We start from the raw sequence: 18,250 nt of genomic DNA on the forward strand, positions 1-18,250 counted from the left end.
CAATATATAGTAAGGATATATATGCAACCGTCACCACTTACAGGACTACACAGACAAGTTTGGATTGCGTTACTTGCAGCACTTATCGCTGTAGGAGCACTTATTCAAATTCCAATCGGCCCGGTACCGATAACCCTGCAAATATTTTTCATAGTACTGGCAGGCTATATTCTTGGTCCGGTCGGCGGTGCAGTTGCTATGCTGCTCTATATCCTTGCGGGAATCATCGGGCTTCCAATTTTTGCTGGCGGAAAAGCTGGTTTTGCAGTCCTGTTCGGCCCGACTGGTGGGTACCTTCTGGGCTTTGTGGGCACAGCCTACATTGCAGGCATAGGAAAGCATAGCAAAAACAACGTCATGCCCCTTGTCTGGGGACTTCTCGGGCTAGCCTTCGTGTATGGCATTGGTTTTTTACGATTAAAATTTGTTCTGGATATTTCTTTCGCTAAAGCCGCTGCAATTGGCATTATCCCGTTCATCTGGAGCGACCTGATTAAAATAGCCGCAGCAGCAACCGCGTTCCGGTTCTTACGCTTACAGGGACTACTACCAGAATGATCACCGCAGAAAATCTTACCTTTACGTATCGTGGAACGACTGCCCCTGCTCTCAACAATCTATCCTTTTCTATTCCTAAAGGAGAACTTGTCTGCCTGTGCGGTACAAACGGAAGCGGAAAATCAACATTGTTCTCTTTGTTGGCAGGTCTGCAAACGCCATCCGCAGGGACTCTCCACGTAGGCTCCATAACTGCCAAAGGAAATGAACAGCAACTGCGGGCGCAAAGTGCACTTGTTTTACAAGATGCTGATTTACAAATTATCGGTGCAACTGTGGCAGAAGATATGATGCTCGCATTCCCTACAAATGATGCTGACGCAGAAGTACTCTGCCGCGCCATGGCAGAACGTTTTTCACTGCTTGACCATTGGGAGTCTCCTGTACACGTGCTCTCCTACGGACAAAAAAGAAAACTTTGTCTCGCTGTATCGTTGCTTTCAACACCATCCATTCTGCTTTTAGACGAACCATTCTCCGGTCTCGACTATCCCGCCATGGTTGAAATGCGTTCCATTATGAAAGCCAATAAAGAGCAAGGACTCACGCAGATAGTTTCCGTGCACGATCTTGAGCCTGTTATTGATCTGGCAGATTCCATGATTGTCCTGCATCAAGGTGAACTCAAAGGGGCTGGTGCCCCCGACGGCCTTTTAGGGTCGCTGCTGGAATATGGCATCCGACCACCGTATTCGTGGCTATGCGAAAATACTATATCTCCTTGGGGGTAATGGTTGGTATTTACCCCCGCCTCTGCACTCCCCTCCTGAAAAAATGATTAGAGCTACCGCACAAAATATGCGGTAGCTCTAATTGTTACTTTGGCAATGTGCTTATCAGTGGACTACTTTTGCCTCATATGAGGAAAAAAGCTCTGCACACCGACAAAAAACAGTCGCTAAAATGACTCTTCGAAAATTGCAACAACGTCTTCTTCAGAAGTTTCCACAGGAGTAGAGGCGAAGAGCACTCCCATAGTTGTCTTGGCATTCTTTGCCATCTTCGCACAGTCTTCCTTCTTCACTCCGTATCGAGCCAAAGACAGTTCACCCATGCCGATATTGTGGATGAGCTTATCAAGTGCATCAACAAAAGCGTAAGGTCGTTTATCTTCCGGCAATGCATCTACATCAACATCCATAAAGTATGCGAGGTCAATCATGCGCTCCGGCATATGCGGGGTGAGATATTTGAAGTACGCTCTGGAGAGCAGAATTAAACCAGCACCGTGTGGTATTGCCGGATAGTACGCAGAGAGCGCATGTTCCATTGAATGCAGCGACATACAAGATGACAGAGACTGACACACACCTGCCGCAGTGGAAGCCCATGAAACCATGGTTCGAGCTTCAATATTCTGCCCTTCCTTCACAATTTCAGGGAGGAAGGTATTGATAAGATGTACAGCCTGTTGAGCAAGCAAATCACTGGTTGGTTGACGCCGTGCTGAAAGGTACGTTTCTACTGAATGAAAAAATGCATCCATTCCGGTAAAGGCTGTCACCTTAGGCGGAACAGTAAGGGTAAACCAAGGGTCGATAATAGACAGAGTCGGATATGTGGAATCATTACCCCAACCAATTTTCTCATTAGTTTCGGTATTGGTAATAACAGTCCAAGGGTCTGCTTCTGTACCGGTACCTGCTGTAGTCGGGATGGCCACGATTGGTAACGCAGGATTCGCAGGAATTTTCTTACCGCCGGTTCCTTCCTGCATATAATCCCAGTAGTTGCCTTCGTTTGTTGCCATCAGCGCAATAGATTTTGCAGAATCAATGGAGCTGCCACCGCCGAGACCGATTACGAAATCACATCCATGCTGTCGAGCCAATGCGGCGCCTTCAGTAACATGATCAAGAATCGGATTTTCTTGAATTTTGTTGTAGACCACGCTCTCAACTTCATTATGAGCAAGCATGTTTTGTACAAAGGTCAGGTAGCTGTGACGAATCATCGAACCACCGGAGCTGATTACAATGAAGGCTTTTTTACCCGGAACATTTGCCGGATTGGTCAGCTCTTTCAATTTACCGCTACCGAAAATCAATTTCGTCGGCATGTGGAACATAAAATCAATCATATTCTAACTCCTCGCAACTTGAGCATATTTTCAAACATTTCATACCATCGCTTCCCGCCGCATCAAACGACCGGCAAAGTCAGAAAGTTCCAACGGCAAGAGAAGCCCATTGCACCCAATTTTATCTGTAGCAGACTCATCAAAAGGTGGAACGTCTTCTAACTACTACTCTTACAGGTATTTTTTAAAATAAGGAACAATAGCGGATTATTACTAATCAAAGTCCAAGGAGACAGTATCCCCTTGCAGATGCAAGGTAGAGTCTGCCCGTCGGAGACAACAAGTAACTAACAAATAAAAAAGCGATGGAAACATTTCCCATCGCTTAGTCATATTATTTAGCTTCGAGGAAAGCAGAAAATGCTTTCATGGTCGCATATAAATCTGCCTTACTTGCTAACTCAAACGGGCTGTGCATTGCTAGTAGCCCCGGCCCGAAATCGACAATATTCATGCCGTACATGGCAAGGTACATAGCAACGGTACCACCGCCGCCATGGTCAACTTTACCAAGCTCTGCCATCTGCCAAGGAACACCGGCGGAGTTCATCACGCCGCGCAGCCAACCAAGGTATTCCGGATGGGCATCATTTGCTTCGTATTTACCGCGATGTCCGGTGAACTTGCAGAAACACGGCCCATAACCCAGAGTTGCGGAGTTGAGCTTTTCATGCACCTCCTGATAGTCTGGATCCATCGCACCGTGCACATCAGAAGAAAGAGCTCGGGTGGCAAGCATTACCTGACGGAAACGAACGTTCGGATCCCATGCTTCAATAAGGTCTTCAATGCAATATTCAAAGAAACGGGATTTAGCTCCAGTCGAACCTTCTGAGCCGATCTCTTCTTTATCCCACAGAACAATAACCTGTGCGTAGTCAGAAGCCTCGGTTTCAATAAGAGCTTCAAGCGCAGTGAAGCAGCAAATTCTGTCGTCCTGACCATAGCCACCGATAATAGATTCATCCAGCCCGACCATACGTGCAGAACCAGCCGGAACAGCCTGTAACTCGGAAGAATACAGGTCTTCTTCATTAATACCATATTTGTCGTGCAGAATATTAAGTACGCGTTGTTTAATTTTTTCTTTCGGTGCATCCTTGCTTTCTTCGTCCTCAACTTCAACAGGACGATGTGCGAGGATAATATTCAATTTTTCTGCATCAAACGCGTCAGAAAGAACCTTTTTAGACTGATCCTGCGCAAGATGCGGAAGAAGGTCTGCAATGGTGAACACTGGATCAGAAGCATCTTCACCAATATTTACGATAACTCTTTCGCCATTTTCTTTGACAACCACACCGTGCAGTGCGAGAGGACGGGAAAGCCACTGATACTTACGGATACCACCGTAGTAGTGGGTTTTTGCCTGAGCCACGCCGCAAGTTTCATACAGAGGATGCTGTTTGAAATCGATACGCGGGGTATCTGCATGTGCACCTACAAGATGTACACCTTCAGCTAAGGACTTAGTCCCCTTGCGGGCAACAAAAAGAGTCTTGTCATGAAGGATTGTGTAGTATTTTCCAGAAGAAATATCGGTTGAAAAACCTGCTTCTTCAAGGCGCTTCACTGCATAGGCAATAGTCTCACGCTCGGTCTTGCAGGTAGAAAGAAATTCAACATAGCGTGCAGCAAGGGAATCCATTGCTGCAAGATCGCTTTCACTGTTATAAACTTCCCAGCAACTTTTTGGTTCGCAGGATAAGGAGTCAGAACTCATAAATATCTCCAATGCACCAATGGTGCTTCATGTATTAAGAAACAGCCTGTAAAGCTTGCTGCAACGCATCGATGACGAGAGAAAATTCTTTATCAGTCAACGTACGCGGGTCTAAACAAAATGCCTGCTGTTCAATTCTGCCGACAAGCGGCGGATTTGTGTCGAGCAATGCTTTTTTAAGCACTGTTTCTGAAACAGCAGACGGCGTAATCGCAACAAGAGCTGTCGGTAAATCTCGTTCAGGGAAGGAGCCGCCGCCTACGCGGGAATTTCCATCCAGTACGGTTACAGAAACCTGTTCACCGCAGGCTTTTTTGATACGGTTTGCAAGGCGACGTGCTCGCTGTTTCAGCGTAGTCTGCTCTGCAAACATCATCGAAAGAGTCGGGATTTGTATACGGGCAAGCTCCGGCTCACGGTACAAACGCAATGTGGCTTCCAATGCTGCAAGCGTCATTTTATCAATACGCAATGCACGGTTCATCGGGTTACGTTTAATCATGTCGATATATTTCTTTTTACCGACAATAATACCCGCCTGAGGCCCGCCAAGCACTTTATCACCGGAGAAAGTAACCACATCGGCACCTGCTCCTACAACCTGCTGCACTGTAGGCTCTTCACCAATGCGCAAAGAAGAAAAGTCTGTAAAGCTACCGCTGCCTAAATCTTCAATCACTGGAAGATCATGTATTTTGCCAAGGGCAACCATCTCTTCCAGCGTCACTTCTTTATGAAAGCCTACAATACGGTAATTTGAGGTATGCACACGTAGCAACGCGCCAGTCTCTTCAGTAATTGCCTGTTCGTAGTCCTTCACATGCGTACGGTTAGTCGCACCTACTTCACGCAGGGTTGCACCGCTCTTTTCCATAACCTCCGGAATACGGAAACTACCGCCGATCTCCACAAGCTGCCCACGGGAAACAGGCACTTCTTTACCCTTACATAAGGTATCAAGAACAATAAGTACCGCCGCAGCATTATTGTTTACAACCAGACCGGCTTCCGCACCGCACACCTTGCAAAGCAATTCTTCCACATGGCTATAGCGGCTTCCACGTTCTCCGGTAGTAAGATCAAATTCTAAATTCGAGTAGTGTGCGCAGGCCTCAGTAACAGCTTCCACAGCAGACTCTGCAAGCAAAGAGCGTCCAAGGTTTGTATGCACAACAACGCCAGTGCCGTTAAGTACTCTTCTAAAATGAGGACGAGACTGCGCACGGATATACGCTTGCATTCGCGGCTGGATTGTATCCAGAGCAAGCTGTTCCGGCTCAGTGATAACACCTGCGCGAATCTCTTCACGGCACACATCGAGAAAGCCGTTCACATGCTCACGCACAATCGATCGAGGAATACTAGAAAATTCACCGGAAGTGGTGAGGGCATCGAGGACTTTATCAACAGATGGTAAGGCGCGGAAAAAAATTGACACGCAAGGCTCCTTAGCGCTGTAAAAATTCTGGGTGCAGAGCAAAAAATTCGGCAAGCAAATATAATGAACCGCACAATAAGACAGGGTTATCTCCTGCGATTTCTTTACTGCGAGTCAACGCATCCTGCAATGACTCACACACAACAGCCCTCTCACTAAAATGCGTGGCAAGACGCGCAGCCGGCTCTGCTCTCTCCAAATCAGTAAACTGAGGAAGCAGAATAGTACCTTTCGTGAGAGCCTCCACCATAGGAACAAGTGTCTGGATATCTTTGTTTCCCATGCAGCCAAAAATAACTACAGCCGGTTTAATTCCGGTCTCCTGCAACGCGGCTGTAAGCACGCTGAATGCCGGTTCGTTATGCGCACCATCAAGGTATAATTCAGGAAGAGATTCCGTTGCGGGAACATGCTGGAAGCGCCCAGCTATCCATGCATCGGCAACACCAATTTCTTTTACATCATCCCAGTCCATAATATCGGCAGGTTCCCATCCATAGATGCCAACAAGCTGCCTAAACGCCGCAAGGGCGAGTAACGCATTATCTTTCTGGTGTGCACCGACCAATCCAAAACGATCTGTCTGCGGCAACGTCACAGTGCCTTCAGCAGTCAAAAAAGTTGCTCCAACCTTCTGGGCTTCTTCCTTCAGTACTGCCATGGCTTCTTTAGGCTGCACATGAGTAATGACAGGCAAATTCTTACGCATTGCCCCTGCCTTATCACGGGTAATATCTTCTAACGTTTTACCCAGCACATCGACATGGTCCAGCCCGATTGGCGTATAGACCACAAGATCACGCTCTATAGCTGTGGTAGCGTCATGTTTTCCACCAAGCCCTGCTTCAAAAATGGCAAGGTCGACTTCGTAGTCAGAAAACAGAAATACAGCCATTACGGTAAGCAACTCAAAATATGTGAGATCTTTACCACCACACTCCATAACATCGTTCGCAACATCGCACCACTCTTCTTCATCCAGCATTTCGCCGTTGATAAGAATTCGCTCACGCGGGGTAACAAAGTGTGGAGATGTATACAGTCCAACAGTCAATCCTGTTGCCTGCCCAAATGCGGAAAGAAACGAACTGGTGCTGCCTTTCCCGTTTGTGCCAACAACTTGAACCACCGGATAATCAGGGCGTTTTAATTCCGCTTCTTCTAACACTGCATCAATTCTGCTGTGTGCCAGATCCATATGGAACAAGCCAAGCTTCATTAAATGCGCTTCAAAATCTTCATACGTTGCAAAAAAATTTCGTTCTGTTTCACTCATGCAGTCGCCCTAGAATATGATTGCTTACAGGTCAAATGCTTTTACAGCATTCATTCATGTTAACTAGCTACTACCTGTTGGTAGCACTGTTTTGTATTGCGGGTATTTTGCAGCAACTTGCGATACTCTGCAAAGCAATTTTTCACTGCAATTATCATCCCCTAGCGATCATTTTCCGTCTAGGATTCCATCCTGACCTAACATAACAGTACCCTTCATATTTTCTTCAAAAATGCAATTAATTACATAAGGGGACTTGACCTGTCATCTTTGTTCAGATAAACACACCCCTCAATGAGCGCCAGTAGCTCAGTTGGATAGAGCAACGGCCTTCTAAGCCCTGCATCCCCTTCATATTTAAGGATAATCCCCACTTCAGTTTAAACACTGGAGAGTGGTGTGATTAATCTTCTTCTTACTTGTCCCGACATTAATTCAAACAGTTCCAATGAGCTTATACAGTTCAATATTGTATCACGTACTGTTGCACAAATTATGAGCAACGGAATGGGAGTCTTTTCTCCTGCACTCCATAAATACAGTATTGAAAAAAACTCAAAAAGTTCTCTTGAATCAAGCTTCTGGAAACAATTTCATTCTTCTTTCCTTTCATGGGCAGATGCACTTCTGGTTCTTGACCTGCCAGAAGTAGACAATTGTTTTGAAGTGCAAGAAGTCATAACTATTTTTAGAAACGCTGAAAAGCCAGTACGTTTCATTACGCCCGATTTATCAAACGCCCAGTTGGGTGTGCTGCTTAGTGATCTCACAATTAAGCAACACACCCAACTGGGCGTTTCTTGTCAGGCCCTTCAAGACTTACCAACAATTAATTAATCACTGTGAGGTGATATCATGCAAGAGCACATCATTACAGAACCTATCAACATCAATGTTTGCGTCTTTCTACCAGACTGGATTCTGGTACGTCGAGACATCTCTATCGGCGCAAAACTCGCATTTGCAACTCTAGGAACGCTCGTAAAAGCAAAAGACTACATCGCGATGCTGGATGCAAAAGAAATAGGTAAACGCATGGGAACTCATGAAGGTGCGGCAAAAAAATTTCTACGCGAATTAAAGCGCGCTGACCTGATCGGGCCAGAGAACATGCCGCAGCCTTACTTGCAAAAAGCTGCTGAAGAAAGCGACGCAATCTGCAATGCCCAATTCATGCAGCAAGCAATCTGGGCAAGTGATCCGAGCGTAAACGTACCTGCGTTTAACTAGTCGGTTTACAGTGGCTTTGAAGAGAATTTTCGAAAGGAACGTACAAGAAAACATACGCTTGAAAAAAGAAAAAGGGTGAACCGGCAAGTTCACCCTTAGCAGTCGGGTTTGTCCCCAAAAACATACAAAAAGGACAATAGCCCAAGGGAAAAACCGTGTCAAGCGGTCTGCACTACCCTTTTGCCTTTTTTCTAGCGCCATCAAGGTGCTGAAATGAAAGAATTTTTTATTCAGAAGTGCGAAAACGCATTCTCTCCTGTTCCCAACTGGGTACAACGTCTTGCTTCACTTACAATGGGCGCAAAGCTCACATATGGTCGCCTATTGCAATGCGCTAACGATGAAGGTGTAGCCTGGCCTAGCCAGCGCTACCTTTCTAAAGAACTTGGCTGCTCCTTGCGAAGTATTGTCACCTACATCGGTGAGTTGAAAAAACACGACCTCATTGCCGTATCAAAAACTTATATCGGGGACTATCCACGAACAGTTTACCGTTTCGTTGTTCCCGACGATCAACGTTCTATTCCTGAACCAAAAGAATTTACTCCATCCATCTTAGATGACGATGCAGACATATTTTTTTGCACAGATGCAGGAACCTATCTCTACGCCACTCCATCAACACAAATTTCATCAGCACCCGCCTCTGAACAAGGTTTGCACGAAAACAGTGCAGTAGAGTGCAAACCTTGCGCAGGGGTAAGCAACTCCTGCGTAGAGGGTACGCAACGTTTGCGTAGGGGGTACGCAACACCTGCGCTTTCTTATAATGATGATAAGAACAAGATATTAGAACAAAGAAAAAACAATACCCCCCATATCCCCCCACGTTCAAAAGAGCACAGCTTTCCCAACAAAGCACAGCAACCTACATTCGGGGAAAAAGCATCTTCTTTTTCTCCTACTTTTCCTTATTCCCCAAGGAACGATTCTACTCCTACCTCTCTCAAGGACGGACGGGGCAAGATCACTTCTTGCCCTGCGTCCCCCCTTCCAGAAAAGCTCACTTCCGACTTTGAAGCTATTTGGGACATTTTTCCTCTCAAGCAAGGAAAAATTCCAGCACAGACTCGTTGGAATCAACTCGTAAGACAAAAAAAGCTTCCAGAACTCTCGGTAATTCTCAACTCAATCAAAGAGCATATCGCTACCGACAATCGGTGGCAGCGAGGAATAATACCAAATTTAGAACGCTGGTTGCGCGAACATAGATGGACTGACCAACCTTTTGCTGATCCAGCTGCACGAGAAAAAGAACTCACCGAAGCTCGCAAGCAAGAACTTGAGCTTCAGGCAGCTAAAGAACTTATGAGTCTCAGAGAGGCGATAAAAGGTTATCCGACACCAATCACTGATCCTGTCACGGTAGAATTAATTGACTCGCACGGTGGTCTCTCTACACTTTCTCGAATGCCGGAACGAAACCTGCCGTACATTCTAAACTCGTTTGTTAAAAATTACACACAATTATCTCTCAAAAAAGGACTGGAGGAAGTTCATGTCTAAAAAGCGGCTAGGTTTTGCAAGGATTGAATTCATCGCTTGTAAACAAGAAATCGAAAATCTCCTTACCGCCGGATACACGATTATCGGAGTTCATGAGGAGTTAACAAAACAAAACAAAATCACCATGGGTTACGCTCGTTTTACTCAACTTCTTCGAAATGGTGTCAAAAGATCAAAATCAACTCCGCCCAAAGAAAAAGAAATCTCAACAGAAAAAATCGTCACAAAGCAGCACCCGCAAGAAGTTCAAAAACAACAGGCAAAAGTTTTGGGCGTTGCAGAAACTAACAGTTTCAAAAAAAGCAGTTCAGAAAAGAAAGACCTAATCTAACAAAACAAGGAAATACGAATGGCTACTGTAAACATGGTACTTCAGGGAAAAGGCGGCGTTGGCAAAAGTTTAGTTGCGAGTCTTCTCGCGCAGTATTTTATCGAACATGACTACCCTCTTGCTTGCATTGATACCGACCCAGTGAACACAACCTTCGCTGGTTATGAAGCACTCAAGGCAGACGTTATCGAAATCATGGAAGGCGACAACATCAATCAGCGCTGTTTTGACAAGCTCATGGACCGCATTGAGCTGCTGCCAGAAGATGATTGCGCACAAATGGTCGTAGATAACGGCGCAGCGACCTTTGTCCCTCTTGGCTCATACATGGCCGAAAACGATGTCACTGACTACATCCGTGATAAAACTCCGCATAGATTGCGCCTTCATTGTATCGTTACTGGCGGACAAGCAATGCACGACACGCTTGACGGACTCAAAAAGCTGCTTGAAGCGTTCCCAACTAGTCCGATCGTACTGTGGCTTAATCCGTACTTTGGCAACATTGTTTCAGACGGAATTCCGTTCAGTGACTTCAAAATTTACAAGAACAACATTCACCGTTTCGAATCAGTCATTCAGCTCCCGATTAAGAATCCAAGCACATTCGGCCAGGACTTAATTAACGTCCTGAACCAGCGCATCACCTTCCGCGAAGTTGCAGAGTCCAACATGCCTACAATGCAGCGTCATCGTATCAAAAAGTACTGGGCAGAAATTAAAGCTGAAATGGATAAGGCCGGACTACTGGAGTTCTAATGGAAGACCACGCAAAGCAAAAAACCGCAAAACTTACTGCTGAAAAAGTTCGTCACGCGCTGATCGAAAAGCATGGCCAGCCCTTGAGTGAAGATGATCCGATACTCATGGTCGCAAGCATGTTTGAGATGTTTCAAGATGAATACGACTCCACGTTGAAAAAGCATCAAAGCGCCATTGAAAAGTTCATGGTTAGCAGCTCGAAGCATTACGCAGACAAAGTACAAAAAAGTACTGACGACCTCCTGAACCGGGCCGTCCAAGGAAACATTCGTAACAACATTGAGGCAATGGCTGACTTCAAAGACTCTATGAACGATTTCACAAAAACAAATCGAATTTATGCCGCGGTTTCCCTTTGCTCATGTGTCATTTCAATCTGTCTGTTTTTGAGCTGGTATCTTTTCAGGGGATAGCAATGGATATTTTAGAAGATGAAGATCTGGCGAGACTGCTTGCGAACCTTGAGCACAGCTTGGGCAAAGTCATCTGTAATGCCTTAAAAGACCCGACAGTCGGGGAAATTATGTTGAACCCCGACGGCAAAGTCTGGATTGAACGATTCGGCAAACCGATGATGCATGAAGCTGACCTCACCACGAGAGAAGGTGCCCTCATAATCTCACTTGTAGCCAGTTCGCTCGAGCTGACCGCAAACCGTAAGAACACGAGTATTGCGGGAGAATTTCCTATCGGTGGGCATCGCTTTCAAGGGCAGCTGCCTCCGAACACCCCGCGCCCGATGTTCAGCGTTCGAAAAAAGGCAGAACGGGTCTTTACCTTGGACGAGTATGTTGCCGGCGGCATTATCACAAAAGAAGCAAAAACGATCATTGAGGAGCAAGTACGGCGCAAGCGGAACATCTTAATCGCCGGTGGAACAGGGTCAGGAAAAACCACCCTGACCAATGCGATCATCCATTCCCTGAGCCAGATCAGCCCGAACGACAGGCTGTTTTTACTGGAAGATACGTATGAGCTGCAAAGCCAGAGTGAAAATACAGTTCGTCTCAAAGCTACGAAAGAGTTCCCGATGACATCTCAAATTGAAGATACATTGCGCCTCCGTCCGGATCGCATTGTTGTCGGAGAAATACGAGACGAAGCAGCGTTGGGATTACTCGAAGCCTGGAACACGGGACACCCTGGAGGTATTTCAACCCTTCATGCAGATTCCGCGTTTGATGCGCTCCAGCGTCTTGAGACTCTGGTCAGGCGAAAATCAATATCTCCATTGTCTGAAGTCATCGGAAGCGCAATAGACACAGTCATTTACATCACAAAGGCAAACACTAAAAGCTGTCGTAAGGTCACTGAAATTTTGGACATTGCTGGATTTGACACCTGTACACAAAAATACACAAAGGAACACCTCTACTATGAACCACAACAATATTAAATTTCTCTTTTTTGCAGCTATAGCCGTCGCATTAATACATCCGGATATTGCTCATGCTTCAAATGCGATCAGCGACTTCAATGATCCCTTTGAAAAAGTCGTGGGAACAATCACCGGCCCTGTAGGACGCTGGATAGCCATCTTCGCAATGGCAACATCTGGCGGGATGCTCATATGGAAACGTGAAGATCCAATGGGCGGTTTCAAAATGCTTCTCAGCGTTGTCTTCGGGATTTCATTTATCGCCTTCGCTGCGAACATCGTCGATTCAATCTTCTCCTTTACGGGAGCACTCATCTAATGCGTGTAATCCCAGTCCATCAATCCCTACACCGCCACACGTTGGTATTAGGTGCAGAGCGTGACCTCGTCATGACTTCAGGATTACTTTCATTTCTTATCGGCATTGGTGGGTTCACCCTGCCCTCTGCAATGGTGGGCATAGGATTGTGGATCGTTTCAGTCTTTGTTTTACGCCAAATGGCAAAAGCAGACCCTCAAATGTCTGTGGTCTGGCGTAGGCACATCGACAAACAAGATTTCTATGAAGCTAAAGGGACACCTTGGCAGCACAATGTTTGGAAGGGGTAAGTAATGCTTTCTCTGAAAGAATACCGCCATAAAGACCGTAGCCTGGCCGACATGCTTCCGTATGCCGTTCTTGTCGATAACGGAATCGTGATGTGCAAAGATGGCGCTCTTCTCGCTGGCTGGAACTTTTACGGACAGGACACTGCATCAAGTACTCCTGAGGAATTAGCCGCTATCAGTTCTCGGGTATCAAATGCTTTTAAGGAATTGGGTACTGGGTGGACAATTAACGTAAACGCCCAGCGTATTCCGGCAAAAAACTATCCACAAAAGGAAAGAAGCTACTTTCCAGATGGCGTTACCAAAGCCATTGAAGCTGAACGAAGAAACATTTTTGAGAACCACGGCGGCTTTGCGACTAAAAACATCCTTACGATTTCTTACCGTCCGGAGGCCACCGCTGAAAAGTTGAAAAAACTCGCCTACAGTCGCAATGAAGCAACTCTGCAACACAATGCACTTGAAAAAAGCATCATCCACTTCAAAACAACCATCGCAGAAGTTGAAGACGCATTGAGCACCGTGCTTTTTTTAAAGCGTCTCACTGACACCACTGAAGAGTCTGAAGATGGTGTTACAAGCGTCTTTTCTGAGCTGCTTACGTTCCTGAAGGAATGCATAACCACGGACAACTCACCCGTGGCGCTTGCTGATACTCCTATGTACCTCGATGCTCTACTTAGTAGCGCTGATCTTGTGGGAGGAATTGCTCCAAAAATTGGTGACAATCATCTAGGAATTCTTTCTTTAGACTGCTTACCTGCGAAAAGTTGGCCGGCAATGCTTGCAAGTCTGGATCATCTTCCTATTTCTTTCCGTTTTTCCACCCGGTTCATATTACTCGACCAAATGGACGCACTGGAAGAGATTACTAAATACCGTAAGACATGGAACCAGCTTAAAATTAAGTTTTGGGATGCTATGTTCAACAATCCACAAGCTCGTGTGAACCGCGACGCGATGATCATGACAGAAGATGCAGAAGAGGCAGCAACAGACGTGCAAGGTGGTATCGTTGGTTCTGGATTTTACACAGCGACAATAATTTTAAACGACACCGATCCCGAAAACATTGAGGAAGGTTTACGATTATTACGCCGCACTCTGCAACCGCTTGGCTTTGGGTGCAGAATTGAAACAGTTAACGCTCTGGAGGCATGGTTCGGAACTCACCCGGGCAACACATATGCTAATGTCCGCCGACCATTAATCAACACTCTGAATCTTGCGGACTTTCTACCTCTGTCTTCAATATGGGCAGGACAAGACACCAATCCGTGTCCTTTTTATCCACCGGAGTCTCCTCCGCTCATGTATTGCACTACGGACGGCTATACTCCATTCCGTTTTAACCTCCATTCTGGTGACATTGGACACTCTCTCATATTCGGACCGACTGGTTCCGGTAAATCTACACTACTCGGAATCATAGCAGCACAGTTCAGGCGCTACCCCGATGCAACTGTCTATGCCTTCGACAAAGGCATGTCCATGTATCCACTTTGTAGCGCTACTGGGGGAACCCATTACGAGATTGGTGGAGACGGATCAACACTCGCGTTCTGCCCTCTCAGCAAAATTGAGTCTAATAATGAAAGAAGCTGGGCAGAAGACTGGCTCGCGACCTGTTGCATTATGCAAGGACTTACAATCCAACCCGTGCATCGAAGCGCAATCCATGATGCGGTAATCCTATTGCAAAGCAAGCCTGCCACACTTCGCTCACTTTCAGATTTCTATCATGCAGTTCAGGACGCCGAAGTAAAAGAAGCAATCAAACACTACACCATCAAAGGAGCAATGGGGCGTCTGCTTGATGCACAAACCGATTCCCTTGGTCTTTCAAATTTCACTGTATTTGAGATCGAAGAACTCATGAATCTTGGAGATAAGAACTTAATTCCAGTTCTTCTGTACGTATTTCACCAGATTGAGAAGTCATTTAATGGCCAACCTTCCCTGCTCATCCTAGATGAAGCCTGGATAATGCTCGGACACCCTGTTTTCAGAGAAAAAATCAGGGAATGGCTCAAGGTTCTGCGTAAATCCAACTGCGCCGTAGTTCTCGCAACACAGTCTCTTTCGGATGCAGCAAGTTCAGGAATCCTTGATGTTCTTGCGGAGTCTTGTCCAACAAAAATCCTATTACCTAACGTAACCGCAAGACAAGACACACAGCGTGACTTGTACATCAGTATGGGATTGAACACGAAACAGCTTGAAATCGTGGCTCTCGCTACTCCTAAACGCGAATATTACGTCATGTCTCCTGAAGGAAACAGACTCATAAGCCTGGCGCTTGGACGAATTGCACTAGCCTTTGTGGGGGCATCCGACAAAGACAGCATCACACGAATTAGAGAATTGGAAGCTACACACGGAGAACATTGGCCAGAAAAGTGGCTGAAGGAACGTTAATATGAATATTCTGAAACAAGTAGCCCTTAGTTTCGCTCTTCTTTGTCTTTTTCAGACTCAAGCGCAAGCATTCACAGTCTATTGTGCAAACTGTTCCAACAATTTCGTTCAAATGTTGGAACGGATCACAAATATGGAACAGTTGACAACGGCTTGGAAACAATACGGTGAAGATGTGCAGCAGACAGCGCAGCAAGTGCGAATGGTGCAACAGAACATCGAACAGTACGCCAACATGGTTCAAAACACAGTGACACTACCGGTTGATACCATGAACAGAATGGTTGGAGATTTTAACAGGCTGTCTGGCTATGTGGAGAGAGTTTCCGCTCGAACAGGCGAAATTAACGGAATGAAAGACCTCTACAACGCCTTCTACGCCAAACAATCAGCATTGAGAGGTTTGGTTAATACGGCTGAAGGTACAAAAAATTATTCAACCATGTGGGATCGCTGGTCTGGTGAAGTTGATCGTGCAGCTGAAGCAACTTTTAAAATGACTGGAACCCAGCTCGCGGATCTACGTAACAACGGTGAGCTGGAAACGCATATTAGAAGCCTTCTTTCAACTCCAAAAGGAAGAATGGAAGCAATACAGGCAGGAAACAAACTTGCAGCCATCCAAATAAAAGAAGCTCAGGAAACCCGAGCTCTTATGGCTACATATTTGCAGCAAGAAATGGCTAGAACACAGAAAAAAGAAAAGGTCGAGCAAGTTCAGGAAGAGGCAAGGCGTAGCTTATTTCATCCAAATCCTGATTCTTACTTCACTGCACCGGACAAACCAGTCACATCCAACAACTTTTAAAAGTTATTTGTTGTAACAGGCTTGGATTTTTCTTCAAAGTAACTGTCGGAATTTGAATTAAAAAGTTCTTTATAGGCTTTTTCTTGCTTAGGCGTTCTTGAATTTACATCTTTTGTATCCTCTGAACACCCTAATAAAGCTGAGCACAAAACAAGCATCAATATCGTTACAACTGTTTTTTTCATAATAATCAATCTCACGAATAGACTTTATAAGGAAAGGTAATGAAAAATTTTACCATTAACCATGCAGCATTGATAGCATTTACTATATGCTTATTCCATCCAAAAGTCACCTTTGCGGCACAACAAAATGCGCATGTCCTTTCTGAAATAGCCTTTCAGTTCCAACAAAAAGCCTCTGCATGGCAACCCGTTATCGAATCTCACGCTTTATCTCTCTTTCGCATTTTACTCATCGGTAGCGTTGCTTGGATGGGAATCACAGCAGCGATTAAGCAAGAAGAGTTTAAAAATGTTTTAGGAAACTTTATCCGTTTAATTTTTTTCGCTTGTTTAATGCTTGCTGTTTTACGGTATTATACCCAATGGGCTAACCTTTTAATCTCTGGGCTTTCAGACATTGCAACCGAACTTAACGCTCCTCCAGCTGACCCTAGCAGTGTCTTTATTGTAGGCATGAAACTCATCTTCAAAGTGTTAGATAGAATCAGTGTAATGAAACCTGTCGACAGTTTAGGACTATTAATTTGCGCTCTAGCTATTGCAATTACATTTGCCCTAATTGCAGCTCAAATGCTTCTTGTTAAATGCGAAAGCTACATTGTCTTAAGTGCCGGTACAATTTTACTTGGATTTGGCGGCGCAGAACAAACACGAAGCTATGCAACAAACTTTTTAAGGTATTCTCTTGGAGTCGCAGCAAAACTTTTTGTCATGCAGCTGCTTATTAGCTTAGGCACTTCATTCATCAATGAGTTTGGCAGTGCTGCTATTCAACTTCAAGACCTCTTCATTTTGATCGGGGCCTCAATCGTTCTCTTAGCACTTACTATGAGCATCCCTGACATCGTCTCAGGAATTATCAACGGTTCCCACGTTTCTACAGGACAAGCAATTACATCCGCTGCTTCTACCGTGGCCATGGGAACTATGGCTACGATGGGGGCGATGAAAGCTGGTGGATTCAATGCCTTTGATGGAGCTCAAGCAACAAGAGCTGCGGCTGGAATGGCGAATGCTGACGGTGCGAGTGGGCTCGGTAAAGCTGGGCATATGGCAAAAAATCTTGGTTCGGCAGCTCTCTCCACTCGTGGGCAAGGACGTATACAAAATATCCGTTCAGCTATTCAAGGAAAAAGCGAATTGCAAGACCTTATGAACAGCGGAGAAGCTCCGTCTGCCCCACCTATGGAAGATAAACCATATCAAAGTCCTGCTGTCGACTTAACAAAGGGAAAGGAGAGTTAAGTAATGAACCACAATAATTTTTCAAAATTCAGAGTACCGTTGATGGACGCTGGATTAGCGTTATCAACCATCGGACTTATTCTCCACTACAGAACGGATAACCCTTTTATGCGTATTCTTATCCTAATTGGAATAGCTATGTACTGCGGTGCAAGGGGATACTGCTACGTAACAGAAAACGCCCCGCTTTCAGCAAAATTAATTGCCTTAGATCTAGTGACCATCACCGGTGTAGTTTCATTGTTGTATTACATTACAGAATCTTACATGTGGGAATTACGATGGATATTTTTAACAAGCATTGCCTATTACGTCACAGTCCGAACGGCCTATGGGGTGGAATTGACGCATCGTCGAGCGATACCATTAAAAGAAAAAATTATAGGCAGCTGCCAAGTCTTCTTTAAAAAATAAGGAGAACACTCTGTATGTATGGAGAGTTACTCCAACTTTTTTAGTCCGGCAGTGGATTTAACCTCTCCTAGCGCAACCAACGAATACTCAGGAATGTTGAAGAAGCAAAAGTAGTTAACGGAGACAATGCCACTTTGAAACATGGCGGGAAGGAAGATGTTGCGGTCGATAGCAAAATTTACGATGCCAATGGCGAGGTCACCGGAACTCAAAAAATCAATACGATGCTCTAGCAATAAAATCTTCAGCACTAATCATTTCATCTTCAAACATAGCTTTTTTAATCAAC

21 protein-coding genes are annotated in these 18,250 nt (G+C 45.3%); 15 read left to right on the forward strand and 6 right to left on the reverse strand.

What is annotated here, in order from left to right:
- Positions 1–21 precede the first annotated feature (21 nt).
- Positions 22–558: a biotin transporter BioY gene (locus F461_RS0107210; protein WP_020000480.1), complete on the forward strand. Its 537-nt coding sequence runs from the start codon at positions 22–24 to the stop codon at positions 556–558.
- Positions 555–1,289, forward strand: coding sequence for an energy-coupling factor ABC transporter ATP-binding protein (locus F461_RS0107215; protein WP_020000481.1), 735 nt, complete (start codon positions 555–557; stop codon positions 1,287–1,289). The genes F461_RS0107210 and F461_RS0107215 overlap by 4 nt, the downstream gene beginning before the upstream one ends.
- Positions 1,290–1,456: 167 nt before the next feature.
- Here the strand turns inward: F461_RS0107215 and F461_RS0107220 are convergent, their stop codons facing one another.
- The 4 genes from F461_RS0107220 to F461_RS0107235 all read right to left on the reverse strand — a co-directional run bounded on the left by F461_RS0107220 (position 1,457) and on the right by F461_RS0107235 (position 7,075).
- Positions 1,457–2,638 (reverse strand): iron-containing alcohol dehydrogenase, encoded by a 1,182-nt coding sequence (locus tag F461_RS0107220; RefSeq protein ID WP_020000482.1) that lies wholly within the window; start codon positions 2,636–2,638, stop codon positions 1,457–1,459.
- Positions 2,639–2,972: 334 nt separating this feature from the next.
- A complete protein-coding gene (locus tag F461_RS0107225; RefSeq protein ID WP_020000483.1) occupies positions 2,973–4,361 on the reverse strand; it encodes an aminopeptidase in 1,389 nt (462 codons plus the stop codon).
- 34 nt (positions 4,362–4,395) lie between these two features.
- Entirely contained in the window at positions 4,396–5,799 is a 1,404-nt protein-coding gene (gene selA, locus F461_RS0107230; RefSeq protein WP_020000484.1) for an L-seryl-tRNA(Sec) selenium transferase, read from the reverse strand.
- A gap of 10 nt (positions 5,800–5,809) precedes the next feature.
- Entirely contained in the window at positions 5,810–7,075 is a 1,266-nt protein-coding gene (locus F461_RS0107235; RefSeq protein ID WP_020000485.1) for a bifunctional folylpolyglutamate synthase/dihydrofolate synthase, read from the reverse strand.
- A gap of 399 nt (positions 7,076–7,474) precedes the next feature.
- Between F461_RS0107235 and F461_RS0107240 the strand changes: the two genes are divergently transcribed.
- From F461_RS0107240 to trbJ, 11 genes are all read left to right on the forward strand, one after another.
- Positions 7,475–7,912 (forward strand): DUF1937 family protein, encoded by a 438-nt coding sequence (locus tag F461_RS0107240; RefSeq protein WP_020000486.1) that lies wholly within the window; start codon positions 7,475–7,477, stop codon positions 7,910–7,912.
- Positions 7,913–7,930: 18 nt separating this feature from the next.
- A complete protein-coding gene (locus F461_RS0107245) occupies positions 7,931–8,305 on the forward strand; it encodes a hypothetical protein (protein WP_020000487.1) in 375 nt (124 codons plus the stop codon).
- 213 nt (positions 8,306–8,518) lie between these two features.
- Positions 8,519–9,811, forward strand: coding sequence for a helix-turn-helix domain-containing protein (locus F461_RS0107250; RefSeq protein ID WP_020000488.1), 1,293 nt, complete (start codon positions 8,519–8,521; stop codon positions 9,809–9,811).
- A complete protein-coding gene (locus F461_RS18580) occupies positions 9,804–10,142 on the forward strand; it encodes a TraK family protein (RefSeq protein ID WP_020000489.1) in 339 nt (112 codons plus the stop codon). Before F461_RS0107250 ends, F461_RS18580 begins: the two co-directional genes overlap by 8 nt.
- 18 nt (positions 10,143–10,160) lie before the next feature.
- A complete protein-coding gene (locus F461_RS0107260) occupies positions 10,161–10,901 on the forward strand; it encodes a nucleotide-binding protein (RefSeq protein ID WP_020000490.1) in 741 nt (246 codons plus the stop codon).
- Positions 10,901–11,317 (forward strand): hypothetical protein, encoded by a 417-nt coding sequence (locus F461_RS0107265; RefSeq protein WP_020000491.1) that lies wholly within the window; start codon positions 10,901–10,903, stop codon positions 11,315–11,317. The genes F461_RS0107260 and F461_RS0107265 overlap by 1 nt, the downstream gene beginning before the upstream one ends.
- A gap of 2 nt (positions 11,318–11,319) precedes the next feature.
- A complete protein-coding gene (gene trbB, locus F461_RS0107270; protein ID WP_020000492.1) occupies positions 11,320–12,300 on the forward strand; it encodes a P-type conjugative transfer ATPase TrbB in 981 nt (326 codons plus the stop codon).
- Entirely contained in the window at positions 12,281–12,601 is a 321-nt protein-coding gene (locus tag F461_RS0107275) for a TrbC/VirB2 family type IV secretion system protein (RefSeq protein ID WP_020000493.1), read from the forward strand. The genes trbB and F461_RS0107275 overlap by 20 nt, the downstream gene beginning before the upstream one ends.
- On the forward strand, positions 12,601–12,891 hold the full coding sequence (gene trbD / locus F461_RS0107280; protein ID WP_020000494.1) for a conjugal transfer protein TrbD: 291 nt from the start codon (positions 12,601–12,603) through the stop codon (positions 12,889–12,891). Before F461_RS0107275 ends, trbD begins: the two co-directional genes overlap by 1 nt.
- A 3-nt stretch (positions 12,892–12,894) precedes the next feature.
- Positions 12,895–15,309: a VirB4 family type IV secretion/conjugal transfer ATPase gene (locus tag F461_RS0107285; protein ID WP_020000495.1), complete on the forward strand. Its 2,415-nt coding sequence runs from the start codon at positions 12,895–12,897 to the stop codon at positions 15,307–15,309.
- 133 nt (positions 15,310–15,442) lie between these two features.
- Positions 15,443–16,117, forward strand: a complete 675-nt coding sequence (gene trbJ, locus F461_RS18925) for a P-type conjugative transfer protein TrbJ (RefSeq protein WP_162139289.1) — start codon at positions 15,443–15,445, stop codon at positions 16,115–16,117.
- On the opposite strand, the gene F461_RS0107295 is transcribed toward trbJ, so the two are convergent.
- Positions 16,114–16,302: a hypothetical protein gene (locus tag F461_RS0107295; RefSeq protein WP_020000497.1), complete on the reverse strand. Its 189-nt coding sequence runs from the start codon at positions 16,300–16,302 to the stop codon at positions 16,114–16,116. The genes trbJ and F461_RS0107295 overlap by 4 nt on opposite strands.
- Positions 16,303–16,341: 39 nt before the next feature.
- On the opposite strand from F461_RS0107295, the gene trbL reads away from it, so the two are divergent.
- Positions 16,342–17,547 carry a P-type conjugative transfer protein TrbL gene (gene trbL, locus F461_RS0107300; RefSeq protein ID WP_020000498.1) on the forward strand — a complete coding sequence of 402 codons (1,206 nt, stop codon included), beginning with the start codon at positions 16,342–16,344 and terminating at the stop codon, positions 17,545–17,547.
- 3 nt (positions 17,548–17,550) lie between these two features.
- Entirely contained in the window at positions 17,551–17,961 is a 411-nt protein-coding gene (locus tag F461_RS0107305) for a hypothetical protein (RefSeq protein ID WP_020000499.1), read from the forward strand.
- Between the two features lie 26 nt (positions 17,962–17,987).
- Here the strand turns inward: F461_RS0107305 and F461_RS17335 are convergent, their stop codons facing one another.
- On the reverse strand, positions 17,988–18,212 hold the full coding sequence (locus F461_RS17335) for a hypothetical protein (protein ID WP_020000500.1): 225 nt from the start codon (positions 18,210–18,212) through the stop codon (positions 17,988–17,990).
- Positions 18,213–18,250 lie beyond the last annotated feature (38 nt).

This window comes from Halodesulfovibrio aestuarii DSM 17919 = ATCC 29578, from assembly GCF_000384815.1.
Lineage (GTDB): Bacteria > Desulfobacterota > Desulfovibrionia > Desulfovibrionales > Desulfovibrionaceae > Halodesulfovibrio > Halodesulfovibrio aestuarii.